Genomic DNA, 25,954 nt, shown 5'->3' on the forward strand with positions numbered 1-25,954 from the left:
GCCGTACCGGCTCGCGAAAGGCGGGTCAGACGTGTTCGGAGAGCGGGGTCTCCGCGCGTTGCTGTGGGATGCCGGCCAGGGCGCGCTGGCCGGTGGTCAGGAGCGCGGCCACCGGGCTGGGCTCGCGCAGGCGGTTGATGCGGTCGCGCATGCCCTTGCGCATGCGTGAGGCGCGGCGCTTCTGCATGGTCTTCTGGAAGGCCAGCATGTGCTCCTTGGCGGCCTTTCCGTGGCCGGTCAGCTCGTAGCCCATGTCTTCCAGGCGCTCGCCCAGGGCCTGCTCGCAGAGGGCGATCTCCCAGTCCTCCAGGCGCTGGGCCCAGCTGCCCACGCGGGACTTGGTGACCTCGCCGTGCGTGTTGCTGTGCCAGACCTTGTGGACGGGGACGGCGACCTGGGCGGCCTCGCGGGGCGAGAGCATGGCCGGGTCGAAGTCCTCCTCCAGGAAGTGGCAGAGCTTCTTCATCTCCGTGGCCGGGTCGTCGGTGAGGTTTTCGTAGCGCAGCTCGAAGTAGCTGTCCTCGGGCATGGTCTTGCGCAGTTTGACCCCGGCGTCCATGGCCTCGGCCCAGGTGGCGACCGCGTGGAAGGAGTCCAGGGTGTACCAGGGCATCTCCTTCAGCGAGGCCACGCAGTCGCGGCCGTCCCTGATGAGGTGGATGAACTGGGCGTCGGGGAACAGGCGCTGGAGCATGTCGACCTGCTTGACGTAGCTGGGCCGCTTGTCGCCCCAGCGCGCCTTGCCGAACCGGTCGGCGTACATGCGGAAGGCGGTGCCGATCACCGAGCCCAGCGAGCCGGGGCCTTCCGCGCACTCGCGGACGTAGTCGTCCTTGTCGATCTTCAGCTCGCGGAACTTGGTGTTCTTGTCGGTGGCGATCCACTGCGCCAGCGCCTGCCGCGCCGAGGTGGCCCGCAGGTCCCCGTAGATCCGGCGCCGGTAGTAGGCCGGGACCAGGAAGCGGGTCTCCGGCGCCACCGCGACGCGCGGGTGCGAGTGCAGCATGAGCTGCAGCATCGTGGTGCCCGAGCGTGGACACCCGACGACGAATATCGGCCGATCCGACATTTCTTGGTTACCCCCGAAACTTAGACGAGAACGTGCTCTCGGCTCTCCTGGGAGGCCGCGCCGGCGAACCTGCGCGCGAAGAGCCACATCCGATACACCAGGAAGATCTCGTTGGCGAGCAGCAGCACGCTGATCGTGGCCGAGATCGGGATGAGCGCCGCCGCGCCGATGAGGGGCGCGACCACGAACACGGCGGCGTGGAACTCGATCCCGCTGATGAGGTGAGAGCGCACCCTGCGGCGCGCCAGGAACCTGTTGAGCCTGCGCATGAACGACGGGCTGCGCGCGGGCCGTGGAACCATCTCGACGTCCTCCGGAGGCTCGGGCTTGGGCGGCATGCCCTCCCTGACAACCTCGCGGACCCGCTTCATCTGGGGCGCGTTCACGTACCTGAACAGGTCGAGGACGGCGACCGTCGCCCCGAGCATGATGAACTCGACGTTCCGCGTCAGCATGTACTGCCCGTAGGCGAGCCCGGCGGCGCAGAACACCACCCTGACCCGGTCACCCACGTAGTCGAGCCACAACCCGAACGGCGTCCCCGTGCCCTTCAACCGGGCGATCTTCCCGTCGACACAGTCGATCATGAAGCTCAGGTAGAACACGGCCGCGCCGGCGGCCAGTTTGTCGACCGCGAACAACGCGGCCGACACCATGCCGAGGACCAGCGAGAAGACCGTGAGCGCGTTGGGCGTGACCCGCGTGTGGTTGGCCACGACCAGCGCGACCCGGCAGGCGACCGGGTCCACCAGGTACACGGTCCACCAGGAGTCTCTCCGCTTGCGTGTCGCGTGGACGTCATCGAGCGAATAGGTCCTCATGGATTCCAGCATGGCCACTCACGGGCGTGAACCGATTACTCTCTGGAACTACTGGAAGATGTCCATGCCGCTTCTTGACCATCACGGAAGACTCGGTCGACGACCCGGGCGGCGGCGTGCCCGTCGTCGAGGGGGCAGAAGCGGTCTTTGAAGGCCGCGTAGAGGCTCGCGTACTTGGCCTCCACCTCGCCGATCCCGGCGAGGGCGGCGATGACGTCGCCGGTCTCGCGCAGCAGCGGCCCGGGCGCCTCGGCCTCGAAGTCGAAGTAGAACCCGCGCAGGGTGTCGCGGTAGTGCTCGAGGTCGTAGGTGTAGAAGAGCATGGGCCGCCCGGTCACGGCGAAGTCGAACATGGCCGAGGAGTAGTCCGTCACCAAAACATCCGCTACCAGGAAAAGCTCCTGGATATCCGGATAAGTCGAGACATCGAGCACCCTGTCCCCGGCCACCCCCGGCCGATCCGTGACGTTGGGATGCGCGCGCAGCAGGAACACGTAGTCCTCACCCAGCTCCGCCGCCATCCTGGCCAGATCCAGCCGCAGGTCGCAGCGGTAGCGCCCGCGCGCGGAGAAGCTGTCGTCGCGCCACGTCGGCGCGTAGAGGACGACCTTCTTCCCGTACGGCAGGCCGAGCCGCTCCCGCACCTCCCCGGCGGCGCCGGCACGGCTCAGCACGTCGTTGCGCGGGTACCCTTCCTCGACCACCTCCCCCTCGTACCGGAAGGCCCGCCGAAGCACCGGCGTGGACCAGGGGCTGGGCGAGACGAGATGGGTCCATTGGAGCACCTCGACGCCCAGCCGCTCCTTGTAGTCGGTCCGGGCGAACCGGATGTTCTCGATGTCGAAGCCGATGCGCTTCAGCGCGGTCCCGTGCCAGGTCTGCACCACCACCTGCCCCTCCCTGCGGCGGAACCATTCGGGCAGGTGGGCGTTGGTGACGATGTACCGGCTGCGGGCCAGGGCCTCGTAGTAGGCGGCGCCGTTGGTCTTGACGGGCGTCAGCCCCGGCGGCAGTTCCACCTGGCCGTCGCGCACGTTCCACGTCATCTCCAGGTCGCTGCCCCGGCGCACGAGTTCTTCGTAGATGGCCTTGGGGCTGTCGGCGTACCGCTTGCCGCTGTAGGAGTCGAAGAAGACGGCTTCGCGCAGCGGCTGCTCGCGCAGCTTCGGGTAGCGGACCTCGCGCAGCCTGCGTTGCCGCTTCTCGCCCCGTTCCTCCTTGGCCAGGTCGGAGCCGATCTTCACGGTGGCCTCGCCGCTGTCGCCCACCGCCAGCCGCAGCGTGCGTCCGCCGATCTCGACGGCGCTCGCGGGCAGGCACAAGTCGATCTTGAGCGGGCGGCCGTCGGCCATGCGCAGGCTGAGCGAGTAGGTTCCGGAGGGCAGCGGCACGGCGCCGGCGAAACCGGGCACCCGCAGCACCGGCACGTGCGCCCGCGCGCGCTCGCCGGTCAGCGTGACGGGGAAGCAGACGTCGGCGCCGCGCGCGATGTTGCGCGCCACCAGCGTGGCCGTGCCCGTCTCCGCGCGGATGAGCGAGCCGTCGAGCGTCAGCGACCCGTCCTCGGCCCACTCGGCCGCGTCCACGTGCAGCGTCTCCGGCTGCTCGCGCAGGCTCAGGTGGCCGGAGGGCGCCCGCTCGACGATCAGGTCGCGGCCGCCCACAGCGTGCCGGGCGCCCTCCGCCGCGAGGCTGACCAGCCCGACCCCCGGCACCTCCGCACGCCAGCTCGCCGTGGTGTCCAGCCGGGGGTCGCCGAGGTTGCGGGCGGGCAGCAGTTCCCGCACGTCGACGGCGAACTCGATGCCGCCGTCCCGGACGGTCGCCGGGCAGCGCCGTACGACCTCCCCCGGCGTCCGGACGAGCACGACCTCGGGGCACGACCCGATCGCCCGGTCCAGATCCCCGCGGAAGACCAGGCGGCCCTCGTCCAGCCGGTGCCCGGTGACCGTCGCGGCCTCCCGCCCGGAGTGCACGCGGAACTGGCCGGCGTCCGACCACGAGAACCACACCCGGCCGTGGCCGGTCTCGAACAGCTCGCCGCGCAGGGGCAGCGCCCCCGGCGTCTCGGCCAGCTTGGCGCTCCTGCGCCGCCGCCGGTGGGTCACGGTCAGCTCCACGTGCCAGTCGGCCGCCCGGGCGGGCAGCGCGCCCGGGTCGAGGACGATGCGGAAGCCACACCAGTCCTTGTTCAGCGCGGTGATCGAGCGGGCGGCGGACGTGGTGACCGGGAGCTTGATCCGCTCGCGGGTGGCCTCGTTGACCAGCCGGGCGGTGACCTGCTGGTGCTTGGGATTGTCCGGGCTGGTGTAGCGCAGGGTCGCGCGGCCCTCGATGACCAGCTTGCCATCCTCGGCCGCGAGCCGGTCGATGCGGTGGATGACCTCCAGGTCGTTGCGATGCAGGCGGGTGACCGACGCGGGCACCGCCAGCGGCGGGTCGAGGTGGTAGGAGCGCAGGCTCCGCCGTACCCGGGTGGCGGGTTTGGCGGCCGCCTCCCATTCGAGGAACTCCAGCAGGTCGCCGATGCGGCGCTGCCGTACCAGCTCCCACTTGACCCGGCGGTCGGCCGACAGGTTGGCGAGGACGCGCGGCCGGACCGCGGCCAGGTAGTCGCCGGTCAGGTCGAGGAAGCGGGCGCGGTAGCCGTCGTCGCCGTGGTGCAGGGAGTCCAGGAAGGCGATCAGGTCGCTCTGCAGCACCATGCGGTCCCAGCCGTCGATGTGGGCGCCCCAGCCGTTCTCGGCCAGGAAGCCGCGCACCGAGCGGACCGCCCCGACCCGGTCCTCGATCGCCTTCACGCTGGCGCGGTCCTGCGTGATGGACAGGTTGCCCTCCTCGCGCTCGCGCCACAGGTAGACGGGCACGGAGGTCATGTCCACGGCGGTGGCCAGGAAGTGGCCGCGCAGGGCGACGAACGTGTCCTCGTACAGCACGCCTTCCGGCATGACCAGCCCGTTGCGGTCCCAGAACGAGCGCCGCCACATCTTGTTGGTGACCTGCCGGTCCTTGAGCAGGATGTCGTGGCGGGTCACGTGGGTGCGCAGGCGCGGGTCGAGGAAGATCTGGCGGTGCATGCGCGAGGGATGGCCGGCGCGCGAGGTGAAGCGGTGCACGTTGCCGCTGACGAAGTCGGAGCCGGTCCGGTCCAGGATGGTGACCATGGTCTCCAGCGCGTGCCGCGGCAGGATGTCGTCGCTGTCCAGGAAGACGAGGAACTCGCCGTCCGCCTCGCGCACGCCGGTGTTGCGCGCCGCGCCGAGGCCGCCGTTCTCCCGCCTGACCAGCCGGAAGCGCCGATCCTGTACGGCGAAGCGGTCGGCGACGGCGGCGCTGTCGTCGGGAGAGCCGTCGTCCACCATGACGACGTCGAAGTCCTGCCAGGTCTGGGCGACGAGCGACTCCAGACAGGCGGGCAGGTAAGCCTCGACATCGTAGATCGGGACGACGATGCTCACTCGGGCCAAGGTGGATCCTCCAGTCAGGTGCGTACAAGCAGGACGAGGCGCTCCGGCAGCTCGGTGAACTGGCGGAACCCGGCGAACTGCGCCGGTTGGAAGGTGATGCCGCGCCAGCGCCAGGCGTCGAGGACGAATACGTCGATCGCCCCGAAGCGGGTGGTGGCCGAGGCGCGGGCGAACTCGGCGGGGTCGCGGATCGCGGCGAGCCTGGCCAGCTCGGCCCGCCGGTCGTCGTAGCGGGTGAGCGTGTTCGCGGCGGTTCTGTCGCCGCCGATGTACCCCTTCCAGGGCAGGTAGGAGAAGAGCCGCTCATCGGCGGAGAGCACCCTGGGTCGGGCGGCGGGACCGAGGACGGCGGCGACCCGGTCGCGGATCAGCCGGGCGGGGAAGCCGGTCTCCCGGTGCGCGAGGCCGGTGAAGAAGTGCCGGCCCGAGGGCCATGCGGACGCCCACGGCTGGACGTCCTCCGGCAGCGCGGTCCGCCAGTAGACGGCTCCGGTCCCGGTCAGCAGGACGGCCAGTGCGGCCGCGCCGTACCTGCCGGGTCTGGCTCTGGCGAGAAGCGTGGCGAGGGTGAGCACGCCCGCGGCGGCCAGCAGCGGACCGGCCATGCGGGTGGTGTAGTGGTAGAAGCCGCTGTGCCCGTCGAGGACGAACCTGGCCATCATGGCCACCCGGTAGACATAGAGGCCGGCCAGCAGCAGAAGCATCGGGGCCGCCCACCACTCCCTGCCCCGGAGGAGGATCAGCCCGGCCATTCCGGCGAGTTGCAGCAGGCCGAGCGGGGTGGGGTCGAGGAAGGGGAACGGGTTGGCCGCCATGTCCGGGGAGACGTAGAGGTCGGCGAGAGGCTGGCCGCCCTTCAGCGCGCCCAGCACGTACGGCACCACGTACACCGCCGAGACCGCGGCGGCGCACGTGACGACCAGCGCCACGTGGATCATGTAGGCCCACCGGTCGGGCGCGCGCCACCAGGTCAGGGCCAGCAGGGCCAGCAACCCGGGGGCGGCGTAGATCAGGAAGCCCTGGTAGGTCATGACCATGACGCCGCCGACGAGCCCGGCCGCCCACCAGGCCGGCCGGCCGCGCGGCGAGGCGCCGAAGGCGAGGATCGCCCACGGGGTCACGACCAGCGCCGCGATCACGCAGAACGCCTTGCGCGGGTCGCCGAACGCCGACAGCCCGGCGGCGGCGATCCCCAGCGCGACCGGCGGCCGCACCAGCCGCGCCCACAGCAGGTACGCGGCCACGACGGCGCCGGAGGTGACCAGGATCTCGGCCTCGGGCACGAGCCTCCAGGCGGGTACGCCGGTGAGCACCGAGGCCCGGCCGATCAGCCACGGGTAGAGCATGGGGTATTCGGCGGGCACCTCCTCGACGAAGGCGTCGGCGCTCCACGGCGTGACCGTGTACCGGGTGGCCGAGGCGGCGATTCTCCCCATGTCCCCGTAAAGCCCGGCGAAGCCGTACGGCGTGCCGTTGAGCATGGTCCGCAACACCAGCGCCACCCACCCGGCGAAGACCCCGCACGCGGCCCCGGAGACGTCCCCGAACCGCCAGGCCAGCACGATCAGCAGCGCCGAGAGCACGCCCAGCGCCGGCAGCGGCAGGATGGCGCCGCGCAGCGTGAGCGGGTCCGGATCGGCCCAGGCGACCAGCGCGAACCCGGCCCCGGTGGTGACGACCCAGGCCAAAGGCGCCCACCACCAACCGCCAGGACCGGACCGCCGTAGCGGCGGCCCCGCCAAGGGGCGGGCAACGACGGGTATGGCGTGCGTTGTCACGCGGTCAGCGTCGCAACGCCGGAGTTCGGGCGCGGCGCGCACGGCAGCCCCTAAACCTTGCCCCGGGCAAAGCTTGACCTTTGCCCGGGGCTGCCGAGCGCACGAAAACCCCGCCTAGCGCACGAAGATCCGGCCTAGCGCACGAAGACCCGGCCCGCCACCCGTGCCGCCGCCCCGCCGTCGTCGAGCCGGCAGAAGCGCTCCTTGAAACTCCGGTACGGCCCGGCGTAGGCGGCCGCCACGCCGTCCAGCCCGGCCAGGGCGGCGGCCAGTTCCCCGGAGTCGCGCACCAGCGGCCCCGGCAGGTCGAAGCTGCTGTGGCACTCCAGGTCGGAGCCGAAGAACACCATGGGCCGGCCCGTCAGCGCGAAGTCGAACATCGCGGTGGAGTAGCCGGTGACCAGCACGTCAGCCGCCAGAAACAACTCCGCCATATCCGGAAATTTCGTGACATCGATGGCGGGCCCCACCTCGTCGTGTCCCCGCACCAGCACGACCGCGTCCGGCACCGCCTCGGCCAGGCCGGGATCGAACTCGTCCGCCAGGTACAACACCACCCGCCTGCCCTCCGGCACGCCGAGCTTGACCCGCGCGGCCCGCCCGCGCTCGTCCGCGCCGGGCGCCAGCAGCACGTCGTTGCGCGGCGACCCGCACTCCAGGACCTCGCCCGGGTAACGGAAGGCCCGGCGCAGCATGGGCGTGCTGAACGCATTGGGCGAGAGCAGGTAGTCCCACTGCCTGACGTCGGCGGCCAGCCGCGCGGACCCGGCGGCGTCCTCCGGCGGCGCGCCGTGCCAGGTCTGCAGGTACGTCTGGCCCGGCCGCTTGCGGAACCACGCGGGCAGCAGGCCGTCGGCCACGATGTAGCGGGCCGTGGCCAGCGCCTCGACGTGCGCCCTGCTGTCGCGCACCACCGAGCGCGCGCCCTCGGGTACGGCGAAGCGTCCCTCGCTGCGCACCCACACGAGGTCGAGCCTGCTGCCCGCCAGGTGCTCGAACAGGGCGCGCGGATCGCCGGCGCACCGCGTGCCCGCGCCGCTGTCGAAGACCACGCACGGGCGCAGGGGCTCGCGCCGCAACTTCGGGTAGACCGTGCGCTCCAGGACTCGGCGGGCGTATCGGCCGCGCTCGTCGTCGGCCAGCGCCTGCCGTACGCCGAGCAGCAGCGCGCCGGTCTCGCCCGGCCGCAGGTCGAACTCCAGGTCGTCGCGCACGTGCGCGGCGGGCAGGCAGCCGGGCCCGTCGACGACGACCGGGCGGCCGTTCCCGTCCAGCAGTTCCCAGACTCCGGTGGGCAGCCCGGCGGGATCCAGCTCGGCGCGGAACCGGTCGTCCTCCCACGTGACCGCGAACGGGCGGCAGTCCCCCTCGACCCGCCTGCGCACGCTCAGCCCGGTGGGCTCGCCGAGGTGGCGGCCGGTGAGCACCAGGCCGCCTCCTGCCGACCAGCGCGCGTCCACGATCACCGGCAGGCAGGGGCGCAGCAGGATGTCGGCGGCGCCGTACCGGCCGTGGGTGAGCACGGCCTCCCCTCCGGCGGCGCGCACGTGAACGGCGGAAAGGTCGTCGGCGGCCAGCGGGAAACGCTCCCCGCCCGCCTCGAACTGCAGGCCCCAGCGGCTCTCCTCGCCCTCCCACAGCAGGGGCTCGCCGAGCGGGCTCCGAGGCGGGTCGGCGAGCTCACCGACCGGAATCGTCACGGTGAAGCGCTGGTGCCGCTCGTCCTCGGCGACCAGCTCCAGCGCGCGGCGCACCTCGGCGCCGTCCCGCCTCCTGACCGCGACCAGCACCGGCGGCTCCGGGGCGGCGAACCGCTTGATCCACCCTTCGACCCGCACCCCCTCGTCCACGGTACGGCAGGCCGAGACGGCCGCCTTCGGCTTGCGCACCCGGATCTGGAAGCGCCCGGCCTCGGTGAACAACGGCCGGACCCAGCAGCGCTCGGCCACCGCGCGGGCGGCGGGCCGGTGTTCCCTCAGATCGGCCGGCGGACCGGTCGGGCCCTGCTTGTGCTGCCCCCCGGCGTTGACGGCCACGCGCAGCTCCCACACGCGCGTCTGCCAGCGCCCGCCGCTCTGCAGCTCCTTGGCGGCGACCTCGGCGCGGAACCCGGCCCAGTCGTGGCACACGCGGGACTGGCCGGAGGCGGCGGTGACGTCCGGGCGCCGCTCGCGGGTGAGCTTCAGGGGGATGCGCGCGCCTGAGCGGGTGTCCTGCAACCAGGCGCGCAGCCGGTCGCGCCGGCCCATCTCCAGCCGGTCGAGATAGGCGTGACCGGTGACGATCAGGCTCTCGCCCCGCCAGGCGACCGAGTCCACCTTGGCGCGCAGCGTCAGGTCGCGTTCGGCGCGGAAGAGGCCGTCGGGCAGCTTGACGCCGACCTCCGGCACGTCGTGGTACAGCCGCCGGCGCAGCAGGCCCCGGCGGACGATGCCCGGCGGCTCCTCGGCCGCGCCGGCCTTGAGCAGCGCGGCCAGCTCGCCCTCCCTGGCCAGCGTGAGCGCCAGCCGATGGGCGGCGCCGACCTCGGCGTAGACGGAGGCGTCCACCCGCCGCAGATATCCGGCGGCGAGCTCGAGCAGGTCCTCCCGCGGGACGGCGGCGAGCTCTTCCAGGATCAGCCGGATCTCGCCGAGCAGCACGGTCTTGTCGAAGGCGTTCTTCAGCTCGGGCGCCTCGGCCTCGAAGAAGCAGGCCGCGTGGTGCAGCCCGTCGATCCGGGCGCGCAGGTCGTCCGGGCGGCGGCGCCGGTAGTAGACGACCTCCCTGACCACGTCCACGCCCTGCGCCCGCACGTGGGCGCGCATGGTGAGGGGGATCTCCCCGCCCGGCCCCGGCGGCGCGACCTCCCAGGTGGCGCGGCGGAAGACCTTGTTCCACAGCGAGCGGTCCCACAGCAGGCGGTGGTCCTTGCCCACGTGCGTGCGGGTGCGGTTGGAGGTGAACAGCCCGGCCGGCAGCCACGAACGGCGCAGGCCCTCCACCCCGAACGTGCGCACGTCACCCGAGACCAGATCCGACCCCGTGCTCTCCAGCGAGCCGACGAGCAGGTCGTACGCCTGGGGCGGCAGCAGGTCGGCGCCGTCGGCGAAGGCGAGGTACTCCCCGCGGGCCAGGCGCGCGCCCGCGTCACGCGCCGGGCCGAGACCCTGGTTCTCCTGCTGGATGAGGCGGAAGCGGGAGTCGAGGGCGGCGACGTCCTTGGCGACGACGGCGCTCAGGTCCGTCGAGCCGTCGTCGACCATGACGACCTCGAAGTCGGTCAGTGTCTGCCGGGCGAGCGTGTCCAGGCAGCCCCGGAGCCACTGCTCCACGTTGTGGAAGGGGACGACGATGCTGATCTTCGGGGTGCCCATGGGTCCTAGCATCCTGAGCACACCGGTGGCGCGGCGCTCGCATCGCGATCACCCGGGACTACCGTTGCCGAGATTTGGCAACCGGTCCACGACCCGGGCGGCGGCATGGCCGTCCTCCAGCGGGCAGAACCTGTCCAGGAAGGCTTTGCCGTACCCCGCCCGCGCCTGCCTGACCGCCGCGGCCACCTCGGCCGTCGTGCCGGCCACCGGGCCCGGGACCTCGGCGGCGTAGTCGAGGTAGAGCCCGCGCACGTGGTCGCGGTAGTCGGCCAGGTCCGGGGCGAAGAACACCATCGGCCGGCCCGTCACGGCGAAGTCGAACATGGCCGCGGAGTAGTCCGTGACCAGCACGTCCGCCAGCGCCAGCAGGTGGGCCATCTCCGGGTAACCGGTGACGTCGATCGCGAAACCCGGCTGGCCCAGCGGCTGCGTCGTGCCCGCCGGCCGGGCGTGGGCGCGGACCAGGAGCACGTGGTCCCTGCCCAGCTCGGCGCGGAGCGCGGGCAGGTCCAGGCGCAGGTTCATCCGGTACAGCTCGCCCCGGCCGATCTCGTCGTCACGCCAGGTGGGCGCGTACAGCACCACCTTCTTGCCGGCCGGGACGCCGAGCCGTTCCCTGAGCCCTTCCGGCGGCGGCCGGAACAACTGGTCGTTGCGCGGCAGGCCGGTCTCGGCGATCTCGCCCCGGTAGTCGAAGCCGGCGCGGAAGATCCGGCTGGCGTACGGGCTGGGCGACACCAGCAGGTCCCACAGGGTCACGTCCCTGGCCAGGCGGCGGCCGTAGTCGATGGAGGCCAGGAAGGTGTGGCGCTTGACGTCGTGGCCGATCGTCTTCATCGGGGTGCCGTGCCACGTCTGCACGTACGTCTGCCCCTCGCGCTTGACGAACCACGCGGGCGCGCAGTCGTTGGCGACGATGAGCGCGGCGCGGGCCAGCGCGGCCACGTGCGCGGCGCTGTCGCTGAGCACCGTGCGCACGCCGGGCGGCGGCTCGAACTGGCCGTCCCTGGTGACCCAGACGCATTCGCGCCCGTCGCCCCTGCGCCGCAGCTCCTCGAAGACCGCCCGCGGGTCGTCCGAGCAGTGCCGTCCCTGCCACGACTCGAAGACGGCCAGGTTGAGCAGGGGCAGCGTGCGCAGCCGCGGATAGTCGTGCTCCAGCACCCGCTGCAGCGCCGCCTCACCGGACCCGGCCGCCAGACGCACCCGCAGCTCAGCCGCGTCGTCGCCGCCCGCCTGCAGGCACACGTCGTGCATGCCCACCGTGACCTCGCCCGCGGCCTCCCGCAACGCGCCCTGCGTGATCCGCACCCGCGCCCGGCCCTCGTCGGCCGGAGCGGTGAGGCGCCAGGTCCCCGAGGCCAGCGGGAGCTCCTCGCCGAAGACCGGCACGGCCCCCGGGCAGAACTCCACGGTGAACCACTGTCCCTCCCAGCTCGCCCGCAGCTCGTGCACGCCACCGCCGCCCGCGCGTTCCAGCCGGAAGGTGTACGGCCGGGCCGTACCGAGATAGCGGCCCCGGAGCCGGAGCGTCTGCCCGCCCGCCCATTCGGCGCCGAGGATGACGGGGCGGCGCTTCCGGTTGTCCACGGCGAGCACGCCCCACCGGTTGACGGTCAGCCAGCGTTCGCCGCCGGTGGTGGCGCCGGAGCTCTCGGCCCAGTCCTCGGCGGCGAACACCTTGAACCGCTCCTTGCCGTTCTCCAGCCACAGAGCGCCGGAGAAGGCGGTGCCGCCGGGGATGAACACCCGGAAGGCGCCGCGCGTGAACTCGACGGGCAGGCGGGCGGGGCTCTCGGCGGCGGTCAGCTCGGCGGTGCGCAGCGCGGTGTAGACGCGGCCGCGCACTTCGAGGCCGTCCAGCCGCTCGACGCAGCGCTCGGCGACCACCAGGACCGTGCGGGCGGTGATGATCAGGTTGCCCTTGCTCCTGCTGGCCTCGACCTTGGCCGACGGCGACAGCCAGTGGTTGAGGGCGTTGGCGGGCAGCACGCGCGCCTGCAGCGGCAGGGCGCGCTCGCTCCTGGCCCAGCCGTTGCGGACCTCGACCAGCACCTCCCAGGAAGCCTGGTGCGGCGGCGTCCACAGGCCGCTGACATCGATGTCGGCCGAGAATCCCGAGTCGTCGTAGACCCCGGCGGCGTGACCGTAGGCGTCGGTGACGTCCGGCCGGGCGACCCTGCGCACCGGCACCTCCACGCGCCTGCCGTCCGGCCCGCGCAGCCACATGCGGATCTTGGAGGCGCGGGCGTCGAGCCCGGCGAGGTAGGCGTGGCCGAGGATCCGGAACCCGGCGCCCTCGGCGAGCACCTGGTCCGCCCGCGCGATCAGCGACAACTCCGCCGAACGCATGCGAAACAGCCGCGACGGCGCCCCGCCGTGGCCGCGCAGCGGATGGTCGGCGTAGAAGCGGGTCCAGCCGCGCCTGATGCCGAAGGCCCGGCCGATGCGCCGGTCGGCCAGCAGGGTGGCCAGCTCGTCGCCGTCACGGGCCCGGACCAGGTGGTAGGCCAGCCGGTCCATCCACGGCAGTCCCATGTGGACCTGGCGCGGGATCGCCTCCAGCAGCGGCGCCACCTGGTCGAAGAACCTCGCGCGGTAGCCGCCGGCGTCCGCCCCGGCGAACTCGAACGCCTTGAGGAACGGCAGGAGGTCGCCGCTCAGCACGCCGCGGTCGTAGGAGGGCAGCAGCTCGGCGTGGTCGAGACGCAGGAACTCGCGCACGGTGCGCACGGTGGAGATCCGGTCCTCGAGATGGCCGGGTTCCAGGAGGGATCGTGTGCCGCAGTCCCGCTGCCGCCAGTGGTAGACCACGTCACTCAGCACGTCCACCGAGTCCGCGAGCACGTGGGCGGGGATCACGACCGGCGTGTCCTCGCAGAATCCCCGGGGGAAGGCGAGCCCGGCCGCCTCCCAGAACGCCCGCCGGTACACCTTGTTCCACACGGTGTGGTCGGTGAGCAGGGCGGGCAGGCGGCTGACGTGCGTGCGTTCGACGGTCTCGGCGAACATCTCGGCGTGCGCCGGAGAGCGCCAGGTGTTCGCCGCGTCGAACCAGCACACGTTGCCGCAGGCCAGATCCGACCCCGTGCGCTGCAGGCTGGCCACCAGCGTCGCGTACGCCTGCGGCGGCACCCAGTCGTCGCCGTCGGCGAAGGCCAGCAGGTCGCCGGCGGCCAGCGCGATCCCGGTGTTGCGCGCCTGCCCGGGGCCGCTCTGCTCCTGCTGGACCAGCGTGAAACGCCGGTCACGGGCGGCGAAGTCCTTGGCGATCACCGGGCTGAGGTCCGTCGAGCCGTCGTCGACGCAGACCACCTGAAGGTCGGCGAACTCCTGTGCCGCCAGCGAGGACAGGCAGTGCTCCAGATACGGCTCGACGTTGCGGAACGGCACGACAACACTGAGCACAGGCGCCACGAAGCTACCTCCCCGATGGACGTGCCCTTCAGCATGTCCAACGGCGGCGGACTCGCCTGCTCGGTTGGCCGGGAGCTACGGCAACGCAGACGATCAATTGACCATCCTCGGCAGGCGGCGGGCGGGACTTCCTCAATCTCGGAAATGTCCGGGACATGCCACACTTGCGGGGGTGACAGGGAGGTGGTGCCCGGTGGTCGGGCGTGGCGTGCTGATGGCTCTGGTGGTGTCGGGAGCCCTTCTCCCCGCGGTCCCCGCTCAGGCGGCGGCCAAGGCCGACTGCGCGAAGGTCAAGTGCCTGGCGCTGACCTTCGACGACGGTCCCGGGCAGCCGACGGCCCACCTGCTCACCACGCTCAGGAAGGCCAGGGCCAAGGCCACGTTCTTCGTCACCGGCAAACGGGTCGAGGAGCGGCCCGCCGTACTGAAGAAGGCCGTCGCCGACGGGCACGCCATCGGCAATCACACCTACGGCCACCCGTCGCTGACCGCGCTGAGCGACGACGAGATCAGCGCCGAGATCCAGTCGACGCAGGAGATCGTCCGCCGGGTCGCCGGGTTCCGGCCCGTGATGTTCCGCCCGCCGTACGGTGACACCGACGATCGCGTCCTGGGCCTCGCGGCGCGTGAGGGCCTGGCGCAGATCATGTGGACCGGCACCACGCTCGACTGGCAGTCCCGCGACCCCAAGAAGATCAAATCGGCGGTGCTCCGGCTGGCCAAGCGCAACGGCGTCATCCTGATGCACGACGTCGTCCCGGCGACCGCCAAGGCCATGCCGGAGATCATCAAGGAGCTGCGGAAGCGCGGCTACCACCTCGTCACCGTGCCTGAGCTGGCCGGTCGCGACAGGTTGGAGCCGGGGGCGGTATTTCCCTGATGTCCGGGTAGGTTGGCACCCTCTCACACCCTCACCGGCCTAAGGACTCATGCACCGGCTCCGATCCACGTTCCTCCCCATCCAGATCGTCCTGTTGTGCTGGTGGGCGGCCTTCTACCCCGGCCTGTTCAGCCGGGACTCGGTCCTCTACCTGAGCCATACCTTGGCGGGGCCGTGGATCAGCGACCACTCGGTGCTCTACGACTCGGTGGTCTGGGTCAGCGTGCGCACCACCGGCGACCTGGGCGCGGTCACGCTCCTGCAGACGACCGCGATGGCGCTGACCCTCACCTTCCTCGCCCGCGCCCTGATCGCCCTCGGGGCGCCCCGGCGCTCGACCAACGCCGTCGCCGTCCTCCTGCCGTTCCTGCCACCGTTCGGCGCCTTCGCCGTGGCGCTGTGGAAGGACGTCCCCTTCACGATCTGCGCCCTGGCGATCGCCGGCGTCTGCGCCCGCGTGGCCGCCGACCGCTCCCTCACGACCGGCCGGCTGTCCGCGCTTTTCACCCTGTTCGTCCTGCTCGGCCTCTTCCGGGCCAACGGCTTCCTCGTCGTGGCCGTCGCCGTCGCCGCCCTCATGCTCGTCGTGACCGTCATGAGAGTACGGCTGGCGCTCCTGGGCACCGCGGCCGCCGCCATCCCCCTGCTGCTCAGCAACCTGATCTTCCCCGTGATCGGAATCCAGGCGCCCAGCAAGACGTACGTCTACCACACCGCCTTCGGCGACCTGGCCGTCGCGTTCAGCCTGCGCCCCGACCTGTTCGACAACCGCGACCGCGCCATGCTGGCCACCGTGGCGCCCCTGAAACGCTGGGAACGCGGCGGCACCTGCCACACCATCAACCCGCTCATCTGGCGCGGCGACTTCAGCTGGCCACAGGCCGACGCCCACGCCACCGAACTGCTCACCCTGTGGCAGCGCATCCTCCTGAAGGAGCCCGGCCTCGTCATCAGCACCCGCCTGTGCAGAGGGGCCATCGCCTGGCAGCTCTGGGCCGACGACGCCGAAACCGGCGGCGACACCTACCGGTTCTCCCGGCGGCCCAACGCCGACACCTACATCGGCCCCGACCAGGTGCCCGACTACGCGGGTCGGGAGGTCTTCACCCTCCGCCCGCTCAACGAGGGCCTGCACACCGCCGCCTCGTGGTGGCTGGACGTCACGCTGAACAAGGCCGTGGACTGGCTGCTGTGGCGAGGAGCCCTGTGGGCCTACCTCTCGTACCTGACCGTGGCCCTGGCCGCATGGTCCCTCCGCAACCGGTACGTCCTGGGCGTGGCCGCCATCGTCCTCGGCCAGCAACTGGCCGTCCTGGCCAACATCTCCGCCCAGGACTTCCGGTACATGGCTCCGCCGATCTTCATCGGCATCATGCTGGTACCCCTCCTGATCTCGTCCTTCCGGTCGCGCCGTTGACCCCCTGGCCTGGCTGGTGGGTCAGCTCACGCTCTTGATCGGCAGGACGGACAGGGCGCCGCCCGCGGCGACCAGGGTGACGGCCACGTACAGGGCGTCGTAGCCGCCGAAGGTGGTCACGATGGTGCCGGAGGCCACGGGGGCGATGATGTTCGGCAGGGTCGCGGCGATGTTGATGACGCCCAGGTCCTTGCCGTAGCTGTCCTTGTCGGGCAGTACCTCGGAGATCAGCGCACCGTCCACGGCCATGAACGCGCCGAAGCCGACGGTCAGCAGGATGACGCTGATGGTCAGCCCGGCCACGCTGGGCAGGAAGAAGGGGATGATGGCCGAGCAGACGATGACGAGCCCGCCGGTCAGCACGATGGGTTTGCGCCTGCCGAGCCGATCCGACAGTGAGCCCGCGATCACGGTGGAGGCCAGGAAGCCGGGCAGCCCGGCCAGGCCGGTCAGCGGCACGATGTGCGCGGCCTCCTCCCGGGTGAGCCCGATGTAGTCCTGGGCGATGTAGAGGTTGAAGGAGTTGGTCATGGCGAAGCTGGCGAACAGCAGGAGCCGGCCCAGGAAGGCCCAGAAGAAGTCGGGGTGGCGCACCGGGTTGACCCAGAACGCCTTGGCGAAGGTCAGCGCCGAGAACGCGGGCCGGGCGGCGCGCCGGTTGTCGGCGCCGGGGTTGAGGACGACGAAGGCGACGATGACCAGCAGGATGACGCCGCCGATGGCGATGTAGCCGACGGGGATGCGGGAGGCGAAGGCGGAGGCCAGCAGGGGGCCGAGAAGCGCGGCCAGGATGGTGCCGAGTCCGATGAGCGCCGAGAAGCGTCCGCGTCGTTCGACGGGTACGCGGTCGGGCAGGATCGACGACAGCGGCCCCTGGTAGGCGTTGAAGCCGAACTGCAGCACCATGAAGGCGATGACGAGGCCGCCGATGGTGGCCGAGAGCGCCGCCGCGCACATGGCCGTCGCACCCACGACGGCGCCGACGAGCATCCAGGGGGTGCGGGCGCCGTAGCGGGTGCGGGTGCGGTCGGACAGGACGCCGACCAGGGGCTGGGCGATCATCGCGGCGACCGCGCTGAGCGCCTGGACGAAGCCGAGGTTCTCGACCTTGGCGCTGTCGTCGATGGCCTGGATCTGCAGGGGCAGGAAGTAGGCGGCGGCCGCGTAGGCGAGGGGCGCCGCCGCGCTCGCGTACGGGATGGTGCGGAACAGGCGTCGCATACCGGCCGCTTCGTCGACGGCGGGTACGGCGGGCGGCTGGGCGGGGGTGGCGGTCATGGCGGGCTAGATCCAGGCCACTTCGGTGGAACGCAGGAAGGTCAGCCCCCGCTGCTCCCACAGGCGGCCACTGGCCGCCAGCTGGGCTCGGGCCTGTGGCCAGGCGGGCGGCCGGCCGTACCAGGCGATCTCGGCGATGGCCGCCAGGCGCGGGAGCAGCATGACGGTCAGGTCGTCGAAGCTGCGCAGTGACTCGCTCCACACGGCCGCCTCCACGCCCGCCACGTTCTCCTGCGGCAGGCCGTACGCCGAGGGGGACCAGTCGGCGGCGTGGCGGACGGTGCGCGGCCGGTAGATGTGGCCGAGCCGCCCGGCGTGCTCCTGTTCGGCCGGGATGATCTGGCGCTCGTAGGGGCGATCCAGGTAGAGGTGCGACTGGGGTGAGAGCAGCACTCTGCCGCCCGCCTGGATGATCCGGTCCAGGTCGCCGGCCGAGGGGGCGAAGTGCTCGCGGATCTTGCCCAGCAGCTCGTCGGTCAAGCCCGCCGCGGCGAGGGCCGGGTTGCCCTCGGTGGAGGCGGGCAGGTCCATCATCGACGGATCGACCCACCATTGGGCCACGTCCCCGGGCTCCAGCCCGGCCCGCGCCGACTCCTGCCAGCCCAGCGGCTTCTTCCCGGCGGCCCGGATGACCTCGCGCGCCAGCCGTACGGCCTGGCGGAACAGCTCCTCGTCCATGCCGAACGCCTCGTCGCCGCCGAAGTGCACGTACGGGCCGTCGGTCAGGTGACACACCTCGGTCAGCACCCGGGTGATGAACGCCCGCGTGGCCTCGTCGCGGGGGTCCAGGGCGGCGAACGGCAGGCCGTCCCATCCGTGGGGGTCGCACGCGTTGGGCAGGGCGGGATCGGCGGCCAGGGCGGCGGCCGCGTGGCCGGGCAGGTCGATCTCCGGGACGATCACCACGTGCCGGGCGGCGGCGTGGCGTTGCAGGTCGGCGTACTCTTCGATCTTGTAGTGGGCGTGGCCGGCGGTCAGGTGGGGCAGGCCCGGGATCTCGATGCGCCAGCCCTCGTTGTCGGTCAGGTGCAGGTGCAGCACGTTGAGCCGGTGCAGGGCGGCCAGGTCGATGATCCGTTTGACCTCTGGCACGCTCCAGAAAGTGCGGGCGGTATCGAGCGACAGTCCGCGCCAGGCGTAGCGGGGGCCGCTCTCGATGACTCCGGGGTGGCCCGGCGTGCCGTACAGGGCGGCCTGAAGGGCGGCGCGGAAGACGCCTTGGGGGGTGCGGGCCTGGCAGGTGATCGCGCCGGGGGTGGACGTGATCCGGTAGCACTCGTCGGCGCCGCTTACGGCCACGCCCAGCGCGTCCGGCTGGAGGGTGACCTGGCCGAGTGTCAGGCGGAGGTCGGCGGACAGGGGCGGGTGTGGGTGGAGGAGTTCTGTCACCACGTCCGCGACGGGCTGAAGGGAAGGGTCCTCGGTGAGGATGCGGGGGTTGTGCATGGGGGCGCCTTCCGGTGGGGTGTGGCGCCTCAGCGTAACCGCGAAAACCTTGGACCTCAATGGTTTGCCTGGGGTGCGTGACGGACGGCGATCAAGCCGCTGGTGCGGCCTTGCTGACGAAGTCGGCTACCGATTCCGGCGCGATCTGCGGGTACCTGGCGTTGTCCAGGGTGTCGAACTTGCCCTTTCCGGTCACCATGCACCACTGGTACTGAAGAGCGACGTAGTCGAACGGGTTCTCGGTGCGGGCGGCCTGACGCCCGATCTCCGCCCGGAGTTCGTCGGCGGTGCCGAGGTGGCGCAGCCGCAGGGTACGGCCCGAGGCGCGCTGGACCGCGTCGTGGAACTGCCGCATCGACAGGACCTCACCGGCGAAACGCAGGGTGCCGGTGGCCTTCGGGTCGAGGGCGACCGCGGCGGTGTAGGCGGCGGCGTCCTGGACCGAGGTCACGTCCATTGGCTGGTCCGGGTCGCCCCAGTGGGCCACGGTGCCCTGCTCCCAGTCGACGAGCCCCATGAAGCCGAGCATCACCTCGTAGAACGCGCCGTTGAGGACCGACACGACGTCCAGACCGGTGCCGGCCCACGCGGTCCGGCTCTGCCGGCGCCAGTCGATCATGAAGTTGTCGCCGTCCTCCAGCTTGGTGATGTCGACGGCGAAATCGGAGGGGATGAAGCGTACGGCACCGGCCTTCTCGGCGGCGTGCGCCAGATTGGCCTGGCCGTCCACGATCACCTCGGGGCCGCCCTGCACGGCCGAGATGACGGTGGCGGCGTCGCCGACCGCCTCGGCCAGCGACTCGACGGGACCGGTGAGGTCGCCCTCGACCAGTTCCAGGCCACGTGCCCGCAGCGCAGCGAGCCCGGGCTTCCGGTCGCTGCCCGGCCGTACCAGGGCGCGTACCGGCGCACCACGGTCAAGGAGGGCGTTGACGATCTGGCCGCCGAGCATGCCGGTGGCGCCGGCCACAAGAATCTTGGGGGAATGGGGCATGTGCGTGACTCCTAGAGTTCGTTCACTTCTGGGGATCCGGTCAGGAGGGTCTTGTCTTGTCTTGTCGACGGAGGCGTGGGCGGTCTTCTCGAGCGGAAACCGTTGGCCGATCACCGGTGTGAGGTGACCGGCTGCGGCCAGGTGAGCGCCTCGGTCACCAGCGCTCGGGCGAGGACATCTGGCCGGGCTCGGAACGCTCCTCGATGATCAAGCTGGCCGGTGGCGCGAATTCACACAGCACGCTCCTTTCCATGCTGGAACGCTCCATTGGCGCCTCGACCACCGGCCCCGCCTGGCAGAGCGGGCCGGTGACCGGCTCATGTGTTCTTCTTGATCGCCGCGGCGAAAGCGGCGAGACCGGCGGCCAGATCCTCGATCTCGGCCGGGTCCCAGTCCTCGATGAGGGCGGCGACGGTACTCGCGCGCGCCTTCCAGAGTTCGCGGATGGCGAGCTTCCCCGCCCGCGTGACGCTCACCAACTGCGCCCGGCCGTCGTCCGGATCGGACTGCCGCTCGATGAATCCACGCGACTCCAGCCGCCTGGCCGGAGGTGAGAGCGTGGACTTGTCCACGTCCATCAGCTCGGCCAGGGCCGACAGGCGCACCGGAGCGTGCAGCGAGATCTGCGCGAGCACCGTGTAGTCCCCGAGCGACAACTCCAGCCCCGAGGCCGCCATGATCCGGCGCCGGGTGGACGGGGCGAACATCCAGTTGCCGACCGTGGCCAGTGCCGCCGACACCCGGCCGACCGCCTCTTCCCGGCTCTTCGACGCGCGTTCCATACCGCTACCATCCGCCCCATTGGTTGGTTGGACACAACCAACTATATGGACGGCAAGGGCTCCATGCAAGTGCATTCATTTCTGAAACTCGGTAGCCGTTCGGGCCCAGCTCTGCATACGTTCGGCCGCATGGCTGACGACTGCTTCGCGCATCCGCGACTCGCCGCGATCTACGACCCGCTCGACCCCGACCGCAGTGACCTCGACGCATACCTGCGCATGACAGGAGAGTTCGCGGCACGACGAGTGCTGGACATCGGCTGCGGCACAGGGGTGTTCGCCCTTCTCCTGGCCGAGCGCGGGATCGAGGTCGTCGGCGTGGATCCCGCCCGAGCGTCCATCGACGTCGCTCGGGCCAAACCGGGAAGTGCGCGAGTGCGCTGGATCTGCGGTGACGCGACAGACCTGCCACCGCTGCAGGTTGACCTCGCGACGATGACGGCGAACGTCGCCCAGGCCATCGCCGATCCGCAGACCTGGCAGAAGACGCTACAGGGAGCCTGGGAAGCACTGCGGCCTGGCGGGCGGCTGGTCTTCGAGACACGCGATCCGGCCAGACGCGCCTGGGAGGAGTGGACTCGCGAGAAGTCCTATCGGGTCACCGAGATCCCCGGTGTCGGGGCCGTGGAGAGCTGGTTTGAGCTGATCGAGGTGAGCCTGCCTCTGGTGACGTTCCGTCAGACCTGCGCGTTCGCGGCGGATGGACAGGTGCTGACGTCGGATTCGACGCTGCGTTTCCGCGAGCGGGAGGAAGTCGAGCGGGACCTGGTCGCGCACGGATACGTCGTGGACGACGTTCGCGATGCGCCCGACCGCCCGGGAAGGGAATTCGTCTTCCTGGCACGACGTCCGTGATCTCCGCGCTTCGACGACCGCACAAGGTCCATAAGCTCTTTCGCGACGGGCGGCTCACCTCGTACGAGGTCGGCAGGTTGCGCCGGGATCCAGCGCGGCCTACCTGAACGCGGTCCGAGAGGAAACGAAGCTCATGGCGGACGACGCACCCAGCTTCCCTGGCGGCTCCGCAACACCGTGATCAAGGCCGGCATCCTCTCCCTCCTCGCCCGAAACCGCCTCGTCCCCACATCCGCAACGGCCGCAAAGTCGGCTGGACCGAGGCGCAACTCGCCGAAGTCATCGAATACCTGGCGAAACAGTCCCTCGGCAGCGAGCCCATAGCCGAGTAACCACCCGAGACCCAGCAGAAGCGCAACCCCCTGACGCAACCGTACTAATCACCTGCCGAATCCAGCTCGGCCAGGACGCGCACAGCCGCTCGGCGTATCTTCCAACCATGGCCAAGGACGACGATTCAGCCGAACGCCTGGTCTGTGCTGCCTGCCTCGGCGAACGAGGCAACTGGGAGGACGTCAACGGCACCGACGACAACAAAGGCCGCCACTGGCTCGAGTGCCGCGCGTGTGGTGGGAAGGGCTATCAGTGACCGACCCGATCACCTGCCCCCAATGCCGGGGCCGAGGGTGGGAGCCTTTCGGCACCTTCGATCTGGAGTGCCGCTGCTGCCGCGGCCGAGGCACGGTCGGCGGACCGGACGACCCAGTGGAGAACCCGCCGCCACCCCCTACCGAGCCGCCGCCGGTGTGGGAGCACAAGGCGTGGCGGGACCCGGCGTTGACAGGGACGCTGACGTGCCGCTACTGCCTGGGGGCCCGGGTCGTCACGCACTTCAACAAGGAGCGCCGCACACTCACCAGCGCCGGATGCCCTGCCTGCTCACCTAACTAACCGAGGGGTCCGCAGTCCGTTTCGCCCCTCAGAAAACCCACGTCACCGGCTCTCTGACCCCGCAGCAATCCATCACGCACGAACCAGAGCAAGTCGGCGCAATCCAGGAAACCCACGACGACGATTCCCGAGCAAAGATCACCTTAATCAGAGTGCGAGCGCTCAATCCCGTGGCGCCGGGACTCTCACGCCGCGGCTACCGAATCATGGGCGTCGAGGCGAAGGCATGCGCGATCGAAAACACCGCACCAGAAGAGATCCAGATCTCGTCAGCGCCCTGGGCCATCGCCATGTCAGACGACGCGCTCGCCGAGACGGCGGTCTACAGCTCGAACGCGTTCGATGAACCCAGGTACCCGGATTACCGAATCGTCCGCCCTGGCAGATGCGTACGCGGATGGATCACCTTCGATCCCGCAGCAAGAAGCCGAAAACCGTTCACGATCAGCCCAGCGGCGGAAACGCGCTGGAATGGCAGATCAAATAGCCGACCTACGAGGGAGGACCGGTGGCATAAGTGAGCCCTGCACCATAGCCTGAGAATGCGACTCCTCAGAAAAGGTGCAGGGCTTATGGACGAGATTACCATCGGACTCCGCCTACGAACTCTCCGCCGGTGGCGGCGAATGACGCAGCAGGAGCTCGCCAGCCAAGCGAAGGTCAGTCAGAGCTTCCTCTCCATGGCCGAACAGGGACTACGGGCGCTGACCAACCGAGAGATCCTCGGAAATCTGGCCGCAGCACTGTCAATCTCGGAATCCGATCTCATCGATCGCCCCCATCTCACCCGCGACCCCGTGCAGTCTGAACCGCACACAACGATCCCGCTGATCAGAGAGGCCGTGCTCGCGAACACGCTCACGGCCCCCATCGTCGACAGAGCGCGCCCCCTTGCGGAACTCGTGACCGAGATGCGCAGGATCGACCAGAGCGAGGTCAAGTTCCGTGAAGTGGGCGAGAAGCTTCCACGTCTGATCAGCGAGCTGCATGTTCATGCCTGCGAGCCAGCCGACGAGGCCGCCCACCGTCTGGCGCTGGAGACGCTGATCGAGGCATTCCAGACCGCGACGTTCAACGCGAAGGACCTCGGCTACAGCGACCTCGCCCACATAGCGGCGATGCGCGCCGTGGAAGCGGCGGCCATCCTGGGCGACCCGATCGCCGCTGGCAAGGCGGCTTCGCTGCGCATCCACACGATGCCGACGACGTCGTGGACAGCGCGGCTTACAGAGGCGGAACGCGCGGCGAACGCGCTGGAACCGCACGCAACCGAGGCTCACGATATCCAGGTACTCGGCATGCTGACGCTAGCCGCCGCCTTGGCCGCGACCGTTGCGACGAACAAGGATCGCGCGAAGCACTGGCTGAAAGAGGCCGGGGAGTTGGCCAAGCGAGTCCCCGACACGCCACGTGAGAACTGGGGAGCCTTCTCCAAGACGAACGTCGGAGTGTGGAACGTCGCCCTGGCAGTCGAACGAGGCGAGGCGGGCGGCGACGTGCTCACCCTCGCCCACGATGTCAACGAGGACGTCCTCGCCGGCCGACGCGGTCGCCATGCCGCGTTCGTCGCAGACGTGGGCCGTGGGCTAGCAAAGGACATCCGAACCAGGAGTAAGGCCATCAAATGGCTAAGGAGGGCAGAAGGTATCGCACCACACAAAATTCGCAATGACACTCGCGTTCATGAGACGGTAGCGGTGATGCTCAGGCAGGCCAAGGCGGAAGCGGTGAGTCGCGAGCTGCGTGGAATGGCCGCTCGCATGGGAATTCCTCACTGAGTTTTCGGCGATATCACTGTGGTGATATTTCGCGGATCGTTTGGCTCTACCGTCCGGTCTCATGGAGACCGACACGGCCTTGGAGCCCCAGGCGCACCTTGAGCAGCTGCGTGCCGCGCTGGCTGAGCGCGGCTGGCCTGCCGAATTCGTGGGTACTGCCCAGCGCCTGGCGTTGCGCGTCCGGAATCCCGACGACGGCGGACTGAACATCGACATCGTCAGCCGCGACGGCCGGTATCGCTGGTCTCAAGAATGCGAGATCGAGGGCCCTGGTGTCGAAGCGATCATGGCCGCCATCCAGGACATCCTGCGCGGGGTCTCATGACCGCGCCGGCCAAGGGGCGCAACGTCTTCAGCTGGACGCTGGAGCAGGGTCCCCAGGAGATCGGCCGAGCCCGCAACGAGGTTCGCAAAGCCCTGGTCTCCTACGAGCTGCCCAATGACCTCCTCGATGACACCGTGCTCGTGTTCTCCGAGCTCGTCACCAACGCCGTCCAGCACGGGTCTGGGCCTATCGAGTTCGTGGTGCATGTGCTGTTCGACCGGATCCGCCTTTGTGTGGCCGATGCCTCACCCCGTCCACTCGTGCCCGTCCAGCCCGGCAGCCACGACGAGCGCGGCCGCGGTCTGGCGATCGTGGCCTCCTGCAGCACGCGCTGGTGGGTCTGCACCCGCCACCCCGGCAAAGAAGTCTGGGCCGAGTTCCGCAGACCGGCCACCGTGCTGCCCTCCTGGCTGCTGGCGGGCGTGCCCGGCTACACCGGCGAGGGGCGCGACCTGCCCACTTCCATCTTCACCCAAGGCCATTGAGCAGCCCGCCCATCCCTCTACCGGCAGGACAAAGCGGACGGGTGCCCCGAGCGTATGGCTGGGGAGCACCGACCGGGGCCACCCACCACCACGAGGATTCGATGCAGACACACGAGCACCCCAACAGCGACGCCGACCTCCTGGACTACCTCCACCAGACGAGACCCTGGAGGACACGCACCCACTTCCACGGCTACACCTGGACCGGCCCCAGCGCCCTGCCCCGCCACCCCGAGACTCCGCGCCACCCTGGCGACGACGGCTTCACCACCTGCCCGGCGCCCCCAGCTGTGATCGGCGACTGGCTGCTCAAAGAACCCGGGCTGATCGCCGACAACTGCCCGACTGCGACGCAGGCCGCCACCTGGATGACCGAGGTGTGGCTCAAGCACCAGGCGCTCGCGCTCTGTCCCGACTGGGTCGATGTGAACAGGCGCGTCCACATCGCAACGGGCACGCTTCGGGCCCGCCTTGATGCCCGCTGGGAGGACTACCTTCACGATGGGAGATTCCTACACATCGCGGCCGTCGCCTGCCCGCAACGCATCCTCCCCCACCCCTGCCCGCTTGAGCGGGCCGAGGACGCCGGGCCAGGCGCGGTGCCCGGCGGTCACCGCCCCGCCCTCCGGGTTGGTGGGGCGGTCACTATCCCTTGGTATCCGCCTCCGTGGACGGTCGGCTAGCCATGCTGAGGAAGGATCACCGCGTACCGCACCATCGCCTACATGCGGTGCGTCGGCGGCCCCGGCCAGAAGGTGATCGACAACCGGGCGCACATCATCGTCAACGAGGTCGAGGCGAGCCGACAGCACGCAACCACCAAACGGACCACGACCAGCGGTAACCCTCATCCAAGCCAGCCGGACACCACCTCGCTGACCAGAGGTCCTAGAGCGTATCCATTAGATCTTTCCT

Annotated in this window: 18 protein-coding genes; 8 read left to right on the top strand and 10 right to left on the bottom strand. The window is 70.5% G+C overall.

Annotated elements, in window-relative coordinates; genetic code table 11:
• Positions 1–25: 25 nt before the first annotated feature.
• The 6 genes from FVE25_RS38500 to FVE25_RS38525 form a co-directional block, all read right to left on the bottom strand.
• Positions 26–1,069 carry a sulfotransferase family protein gene (locus tag FVE25_RS38500; RefSeq protein WP_157252427.1) on the bottom strand — a complete coding sequence of 348 codons (1,044 nt, stop codon included), beginning with the start codon at positions 1,067–1,069 and terminating at the stop codon, positions 26–28.
• Positions 1,070–1,089: 20 nt separating this feature from the next.
• Complete coding sequence (locus FVE25_RS38505; RefSeq protein WP_246268115.1) at positions 1,090–1,890, bottom strand: CDP-alcohol phosphatidyltransferase family protein; 801 nt, start codon at positions 1,888–1,890, stop codon at positions 1,090–1,092.
• A gap of 35 nt (positions 1,891–1,925) precedes the next feature.
• Positions 1,926–5,348, bottom strand: a complete 3,423-nt coding sequence (locus FVE25_RS38510) for a bifunctional glycosyltransferase/CDP-glycerol:glycerophosphate glycerophosphotransferase (RefSeq protein ID WP_157252429.1) — start codon at positions 5,346–5,348, stop codon at positions 1,926–1,928.
• Positions 5,349–5,371: 23 nt separating this feature from the next.
• The gene (locus FVE25_RS38515; protein ID WP_157252430.1) at positions 5,372–7,045 is read right to left on the bottom strand and encodes an arabinofuranosyltransferase; all 1,674 of its coding nucleotides are present in this window, start codon (positions 7,043–7,045) and stop codon (positions 5,372–5,374) included.
• 224 nt (positions 7,046–7,269) lie between these two features.
• Positions 7,270–10,491 carry a bifunctional glycosyltransferase/CDP-glycerol:glycerophosphate glycerophosphotransferase gene (locus tag FVE25_RS38520; RefSeq protein WP_181019858.1) on the bottom strand — a complete coding sequence of 1,074 codons (3,222 nt, stop codon included), beginning with the start codon at positions 10,489–10,491 and terminating at the stop codon, positions 7,270–7,272.
• 48 nt (positions 10,492–10,539) lie between these two features.
• The gene (locus FVE25_RS38525) at positions 10,540–13,908 is read right to left on the bottom strand and encodes a bifunctional glycosyltransferase/CDP-glycerol:glycerophosphate glycerophosphotransferase (RefSeq protein WP_157252432.1); all 3,369 of its coding nucleotides are present in this window, start codon (positions 13,906–13,908) and stop codon (positions 10,540–10,542) included.
• Positions 13,909–14,080: 172 nt separating this feature from the next.
• On the opposite strand from FVE25_RS38525, the gene FVE25_RS38530 reads away from it, so the two are divergent.
• Positions 14,081–14,788, top strand: a complete 708-nt coding sequence (locus FVE25_RS38530; protein WP_157252433.1) for a polysaccharide deacetylase family protein — start codon at positions 14,081–14,083, stop codon at positions 14,786–14,788.
• Positions 14,789–14,837: 49 nt separating this feature from the next.
• Positions 14,838–16,205: a hypothetical protein gene (locus FVE25_RS38535; RefSeq protein ID WP_157252434.1), complete on the top strand. Its 1,368-nt coding sequence runs from the start codon at positions 14,838–14,840 to the stop codon at positions 16,203–16,205.
• A gap of 21 nt (positions 16,206–16,226) precedes the next feature.
• Here the strand turns inward: FVE25_RS38535 and FVE25_RS38540 are convergent, their stop codons facing one another.
• The 4 genes from FVE25_RS38540 to FVE25_RS38555 form a co-directional block, all read right to left on the bottom strand.
• On the bottom strand, positions 16,227–17,483 hold the full coding sequence (locus FVE25_RS38540) for an MFS transporter (protein WP_157252435.1): 1,257 nt from the start codon (positions 17,481–17,483) through the stop codon (positions 16,227–16,229).
• A gap of 6 nt (positions 17,484–17,489) precedes the next feature.
• Positions 17,490–18,929: a family 20 glycosylhydrolase gene (locus FVE25_RS38545; protein WP_157252436.1), complete on the bottom strand. Its 1,440-nt coding sequence runs from the start codon at positions 18,927–18,929 to the stop codon at positions 17,490–17,492.
• A gap of 91 nt (positions 18,930–19,020) precedes the next feature.
• A complete protein-coding gene (locus FVE25_RS38550; protein WP_157252437.1) occupies positions 19,021–19,923 on the bottom strand; it encodes an NmrA family NAD(P)-binding protein in 903 nt (300 codons plus the stop codon).
• 317 nt (positions 19,924–20,240) lie between these two features.
• Positions 20,241–20,705, bottom strand: a complete 465-nt coding sequence (locus tag FVE25_RS38555; RefSeq protein WP_157252438.1) for a MarR family winged helix-turn-helix transcriptional regulator — start codon at positions 20,703–20,705, stop codon at positions 20,241–20,243.
• Positions 20,706–20,834: 129 nt separating this feature from the next.
• On the opposite strand from FVE25_RS38555, the gene FVE25_RS38560 reads away from it, so the two are divergent.
• From FVE25_RS38560 to FVE25_RS38585, 6 genes are all read left to right on the top strand, one after another.
• Positions 20,835–21,560 (top strand): class I SAM-dependent methyltransferase, encoded by a 726-nt coding sequence (locus FVE25_RS38560; RefSeq protein ID WP_157252439.1) that lies wholly within the window; start codon positions 20,835–20,837, stop codon positions 21,558–21,560.
• A gap of 439 nt (positions 21,561–21,999) precedes the next feature.
• Entirely contained in the window at positions 22,000–22,149 is a 150-nt protein-coding gene (locus FVE25_RS38565) for a hypothetical protein (RefSeq protein ID WP_157252440.1), read from the top strand.
• An 874-nt stretch (positions 22,150–23,023) separates the two neighbouring features.
• Positions 23,024–24,229, top strand: coding sequence for a helix-turn-helix domain-containing protein (locus FVE25_RS38570; protein ID WP_281367951.1), 1,206 nt, complete (start codon positions 23,024–23,026; stop codon positions 24,227–24,229).
• 61 nt (positions 24,230–24,290) lie between these two features.
• A complete protein-coding gene (locus FVE25_RS38575) occupies positions 24,291–24,554 on the top strand; it encodes a hypothetical protein (protein WP_157252442.1) in 264 nt (87 codons plus the stop codon).
• Complete coding sequence (locus FVE25_RS38580) at positions 24,551–25,039, top strand: ATP-binding protein (RefSeq protein WP_157252443.1); 489 nt, start codon at positions 24,551–24,553, stop codon at positions 25,037–25,039. Before FVE25_RS38575 ends, FVE25_RS38580 begins: the two co-directional genes overlap by 4 nt.
• Before the next feature lie 101 nt (positions 25,040–25,140).
• A complete protein-coding gene (locus FVE25_RS38585; protein ID WP_157252444.1) occupies positions 25,141–25,722 on the top strand; it encodes a hypothetical protein in 582 nt (193 codons plus the stop codon).
• Positions 25,723–25,954: the final 232 nt, after the last annotated feature.

Origin of the sequence: Nonomuraea typhae (assembly GCF_009760925.1) — a bacterium.
Lineage (GTDB): Bacteria > Actinomycetota > Actinomycetes > Streptosporangiales > Streptosporangiaceae > Nonomuraea > Nonomuraea typhae.

Excerpts from the sequence above, each read along its gene's own strand:
- FVE25_RS38555 (WP_157252438.1), bottom strand. The coding sequence starts at position 20,705 with ATGGAACGCGCGTCGAAGAGCCGGGAAGAGGCGGTCGGCCGGGTGTCG.
- FVE25_RS38540 (WP_157252435.1), bottom strand. The coding sequence starts at position 17,483 with ATGACCGCCACCCCCGCCCAGCCGCCCGCCGTACCCGCCGTCGACGAA.
- FVE25_RS38565 (WP_157252440.1), top strand. The coding sequence starts at position 22,000 with ATGGCCAAGGACGACGATTCAGCCGAACGCCTGGTCTGTGCTGCCTGC.
- FVE25_RS38560 (WP_157252439.1), top strand. The coding sequence starts at position 20,835 with ATGGCTGACGACTGCTTCGCGCATCCGCGACTCGCCGCGATCTACGAC.
- FVE25_RS38545 (WP_157252436.1), bottom strand. The coding sequence starts at position 18,929 with ATGCACAACCCCCGCATCCTCACCGAGGACCCTTCCCTTCAGCCCGTC.
- FVE25_RS38505 (WP_246268115.1), bottom strand. The coding sequence starts at position 1,890 with ATGAGGACCTATTCGCTCGATGACGTCCACGCGACACGCAAGCGGAGA.
- FVE25_RS38520 (WP_181019858.1), bottom strand. The coding sequence starts at position 10,491 with ATGGGCACCCCGAAGATCAGCATCGTCGTCCCCTTCCACAACGTGGAG.
- FVE25_RS38500 (WP_157252427.1), bottom strand. The coding sequence starts at position 1,069 with ATGTCGGATCGGCCGATATTCGTCGTCGGGTGTCCACGCTCGGGCACC.
- FVE25_RS38570 (WP_281367951.1), top strand. The coding sequence starts at position 23,024 with ATGGACGAGATTACCATCGGACTCCGCCTACGAACTCTCCGCCGGTGG.
- FVE25_RS38550 (WP_157252437.1), bottom strand. The coding sequence starts at position 19,923 with ATGCCCCATTCCCCCAAGATTCTTGTGGCCGGCGCCACCGGCATGCTC.
- FVE25_RS38580 (WP_157252443.1), top strand. The coding sequence starts at position 24,551 with ATGACCGCGCCGGCCAAGGGGCGCAACGTCTTCAGCTGGACGCTGGAG.
- FVE25_RS38585 (WP_157252444.1), top strand. The coding sequence starts at position 25,141 with ATGCAGACACACGAGCACCCCAACAGCGACGCCGACCTCCTGGACTAC.
- FVE25_RS38535 (WP_157252434.1), top strand. The coding sequence starts at position 14,838 with ATGCACCGGCTCCGATCCACGTTCCTCCCCATCCAGATCGTCCTGTTG.
- FVE25_RS38575 (WP_157252442.1), top strand. The coding sequence starts at position 24,291 with ATGGAGACCGACACGGCCTTGGAGCCCCAGGCGCACCTTGAGCAGCTG.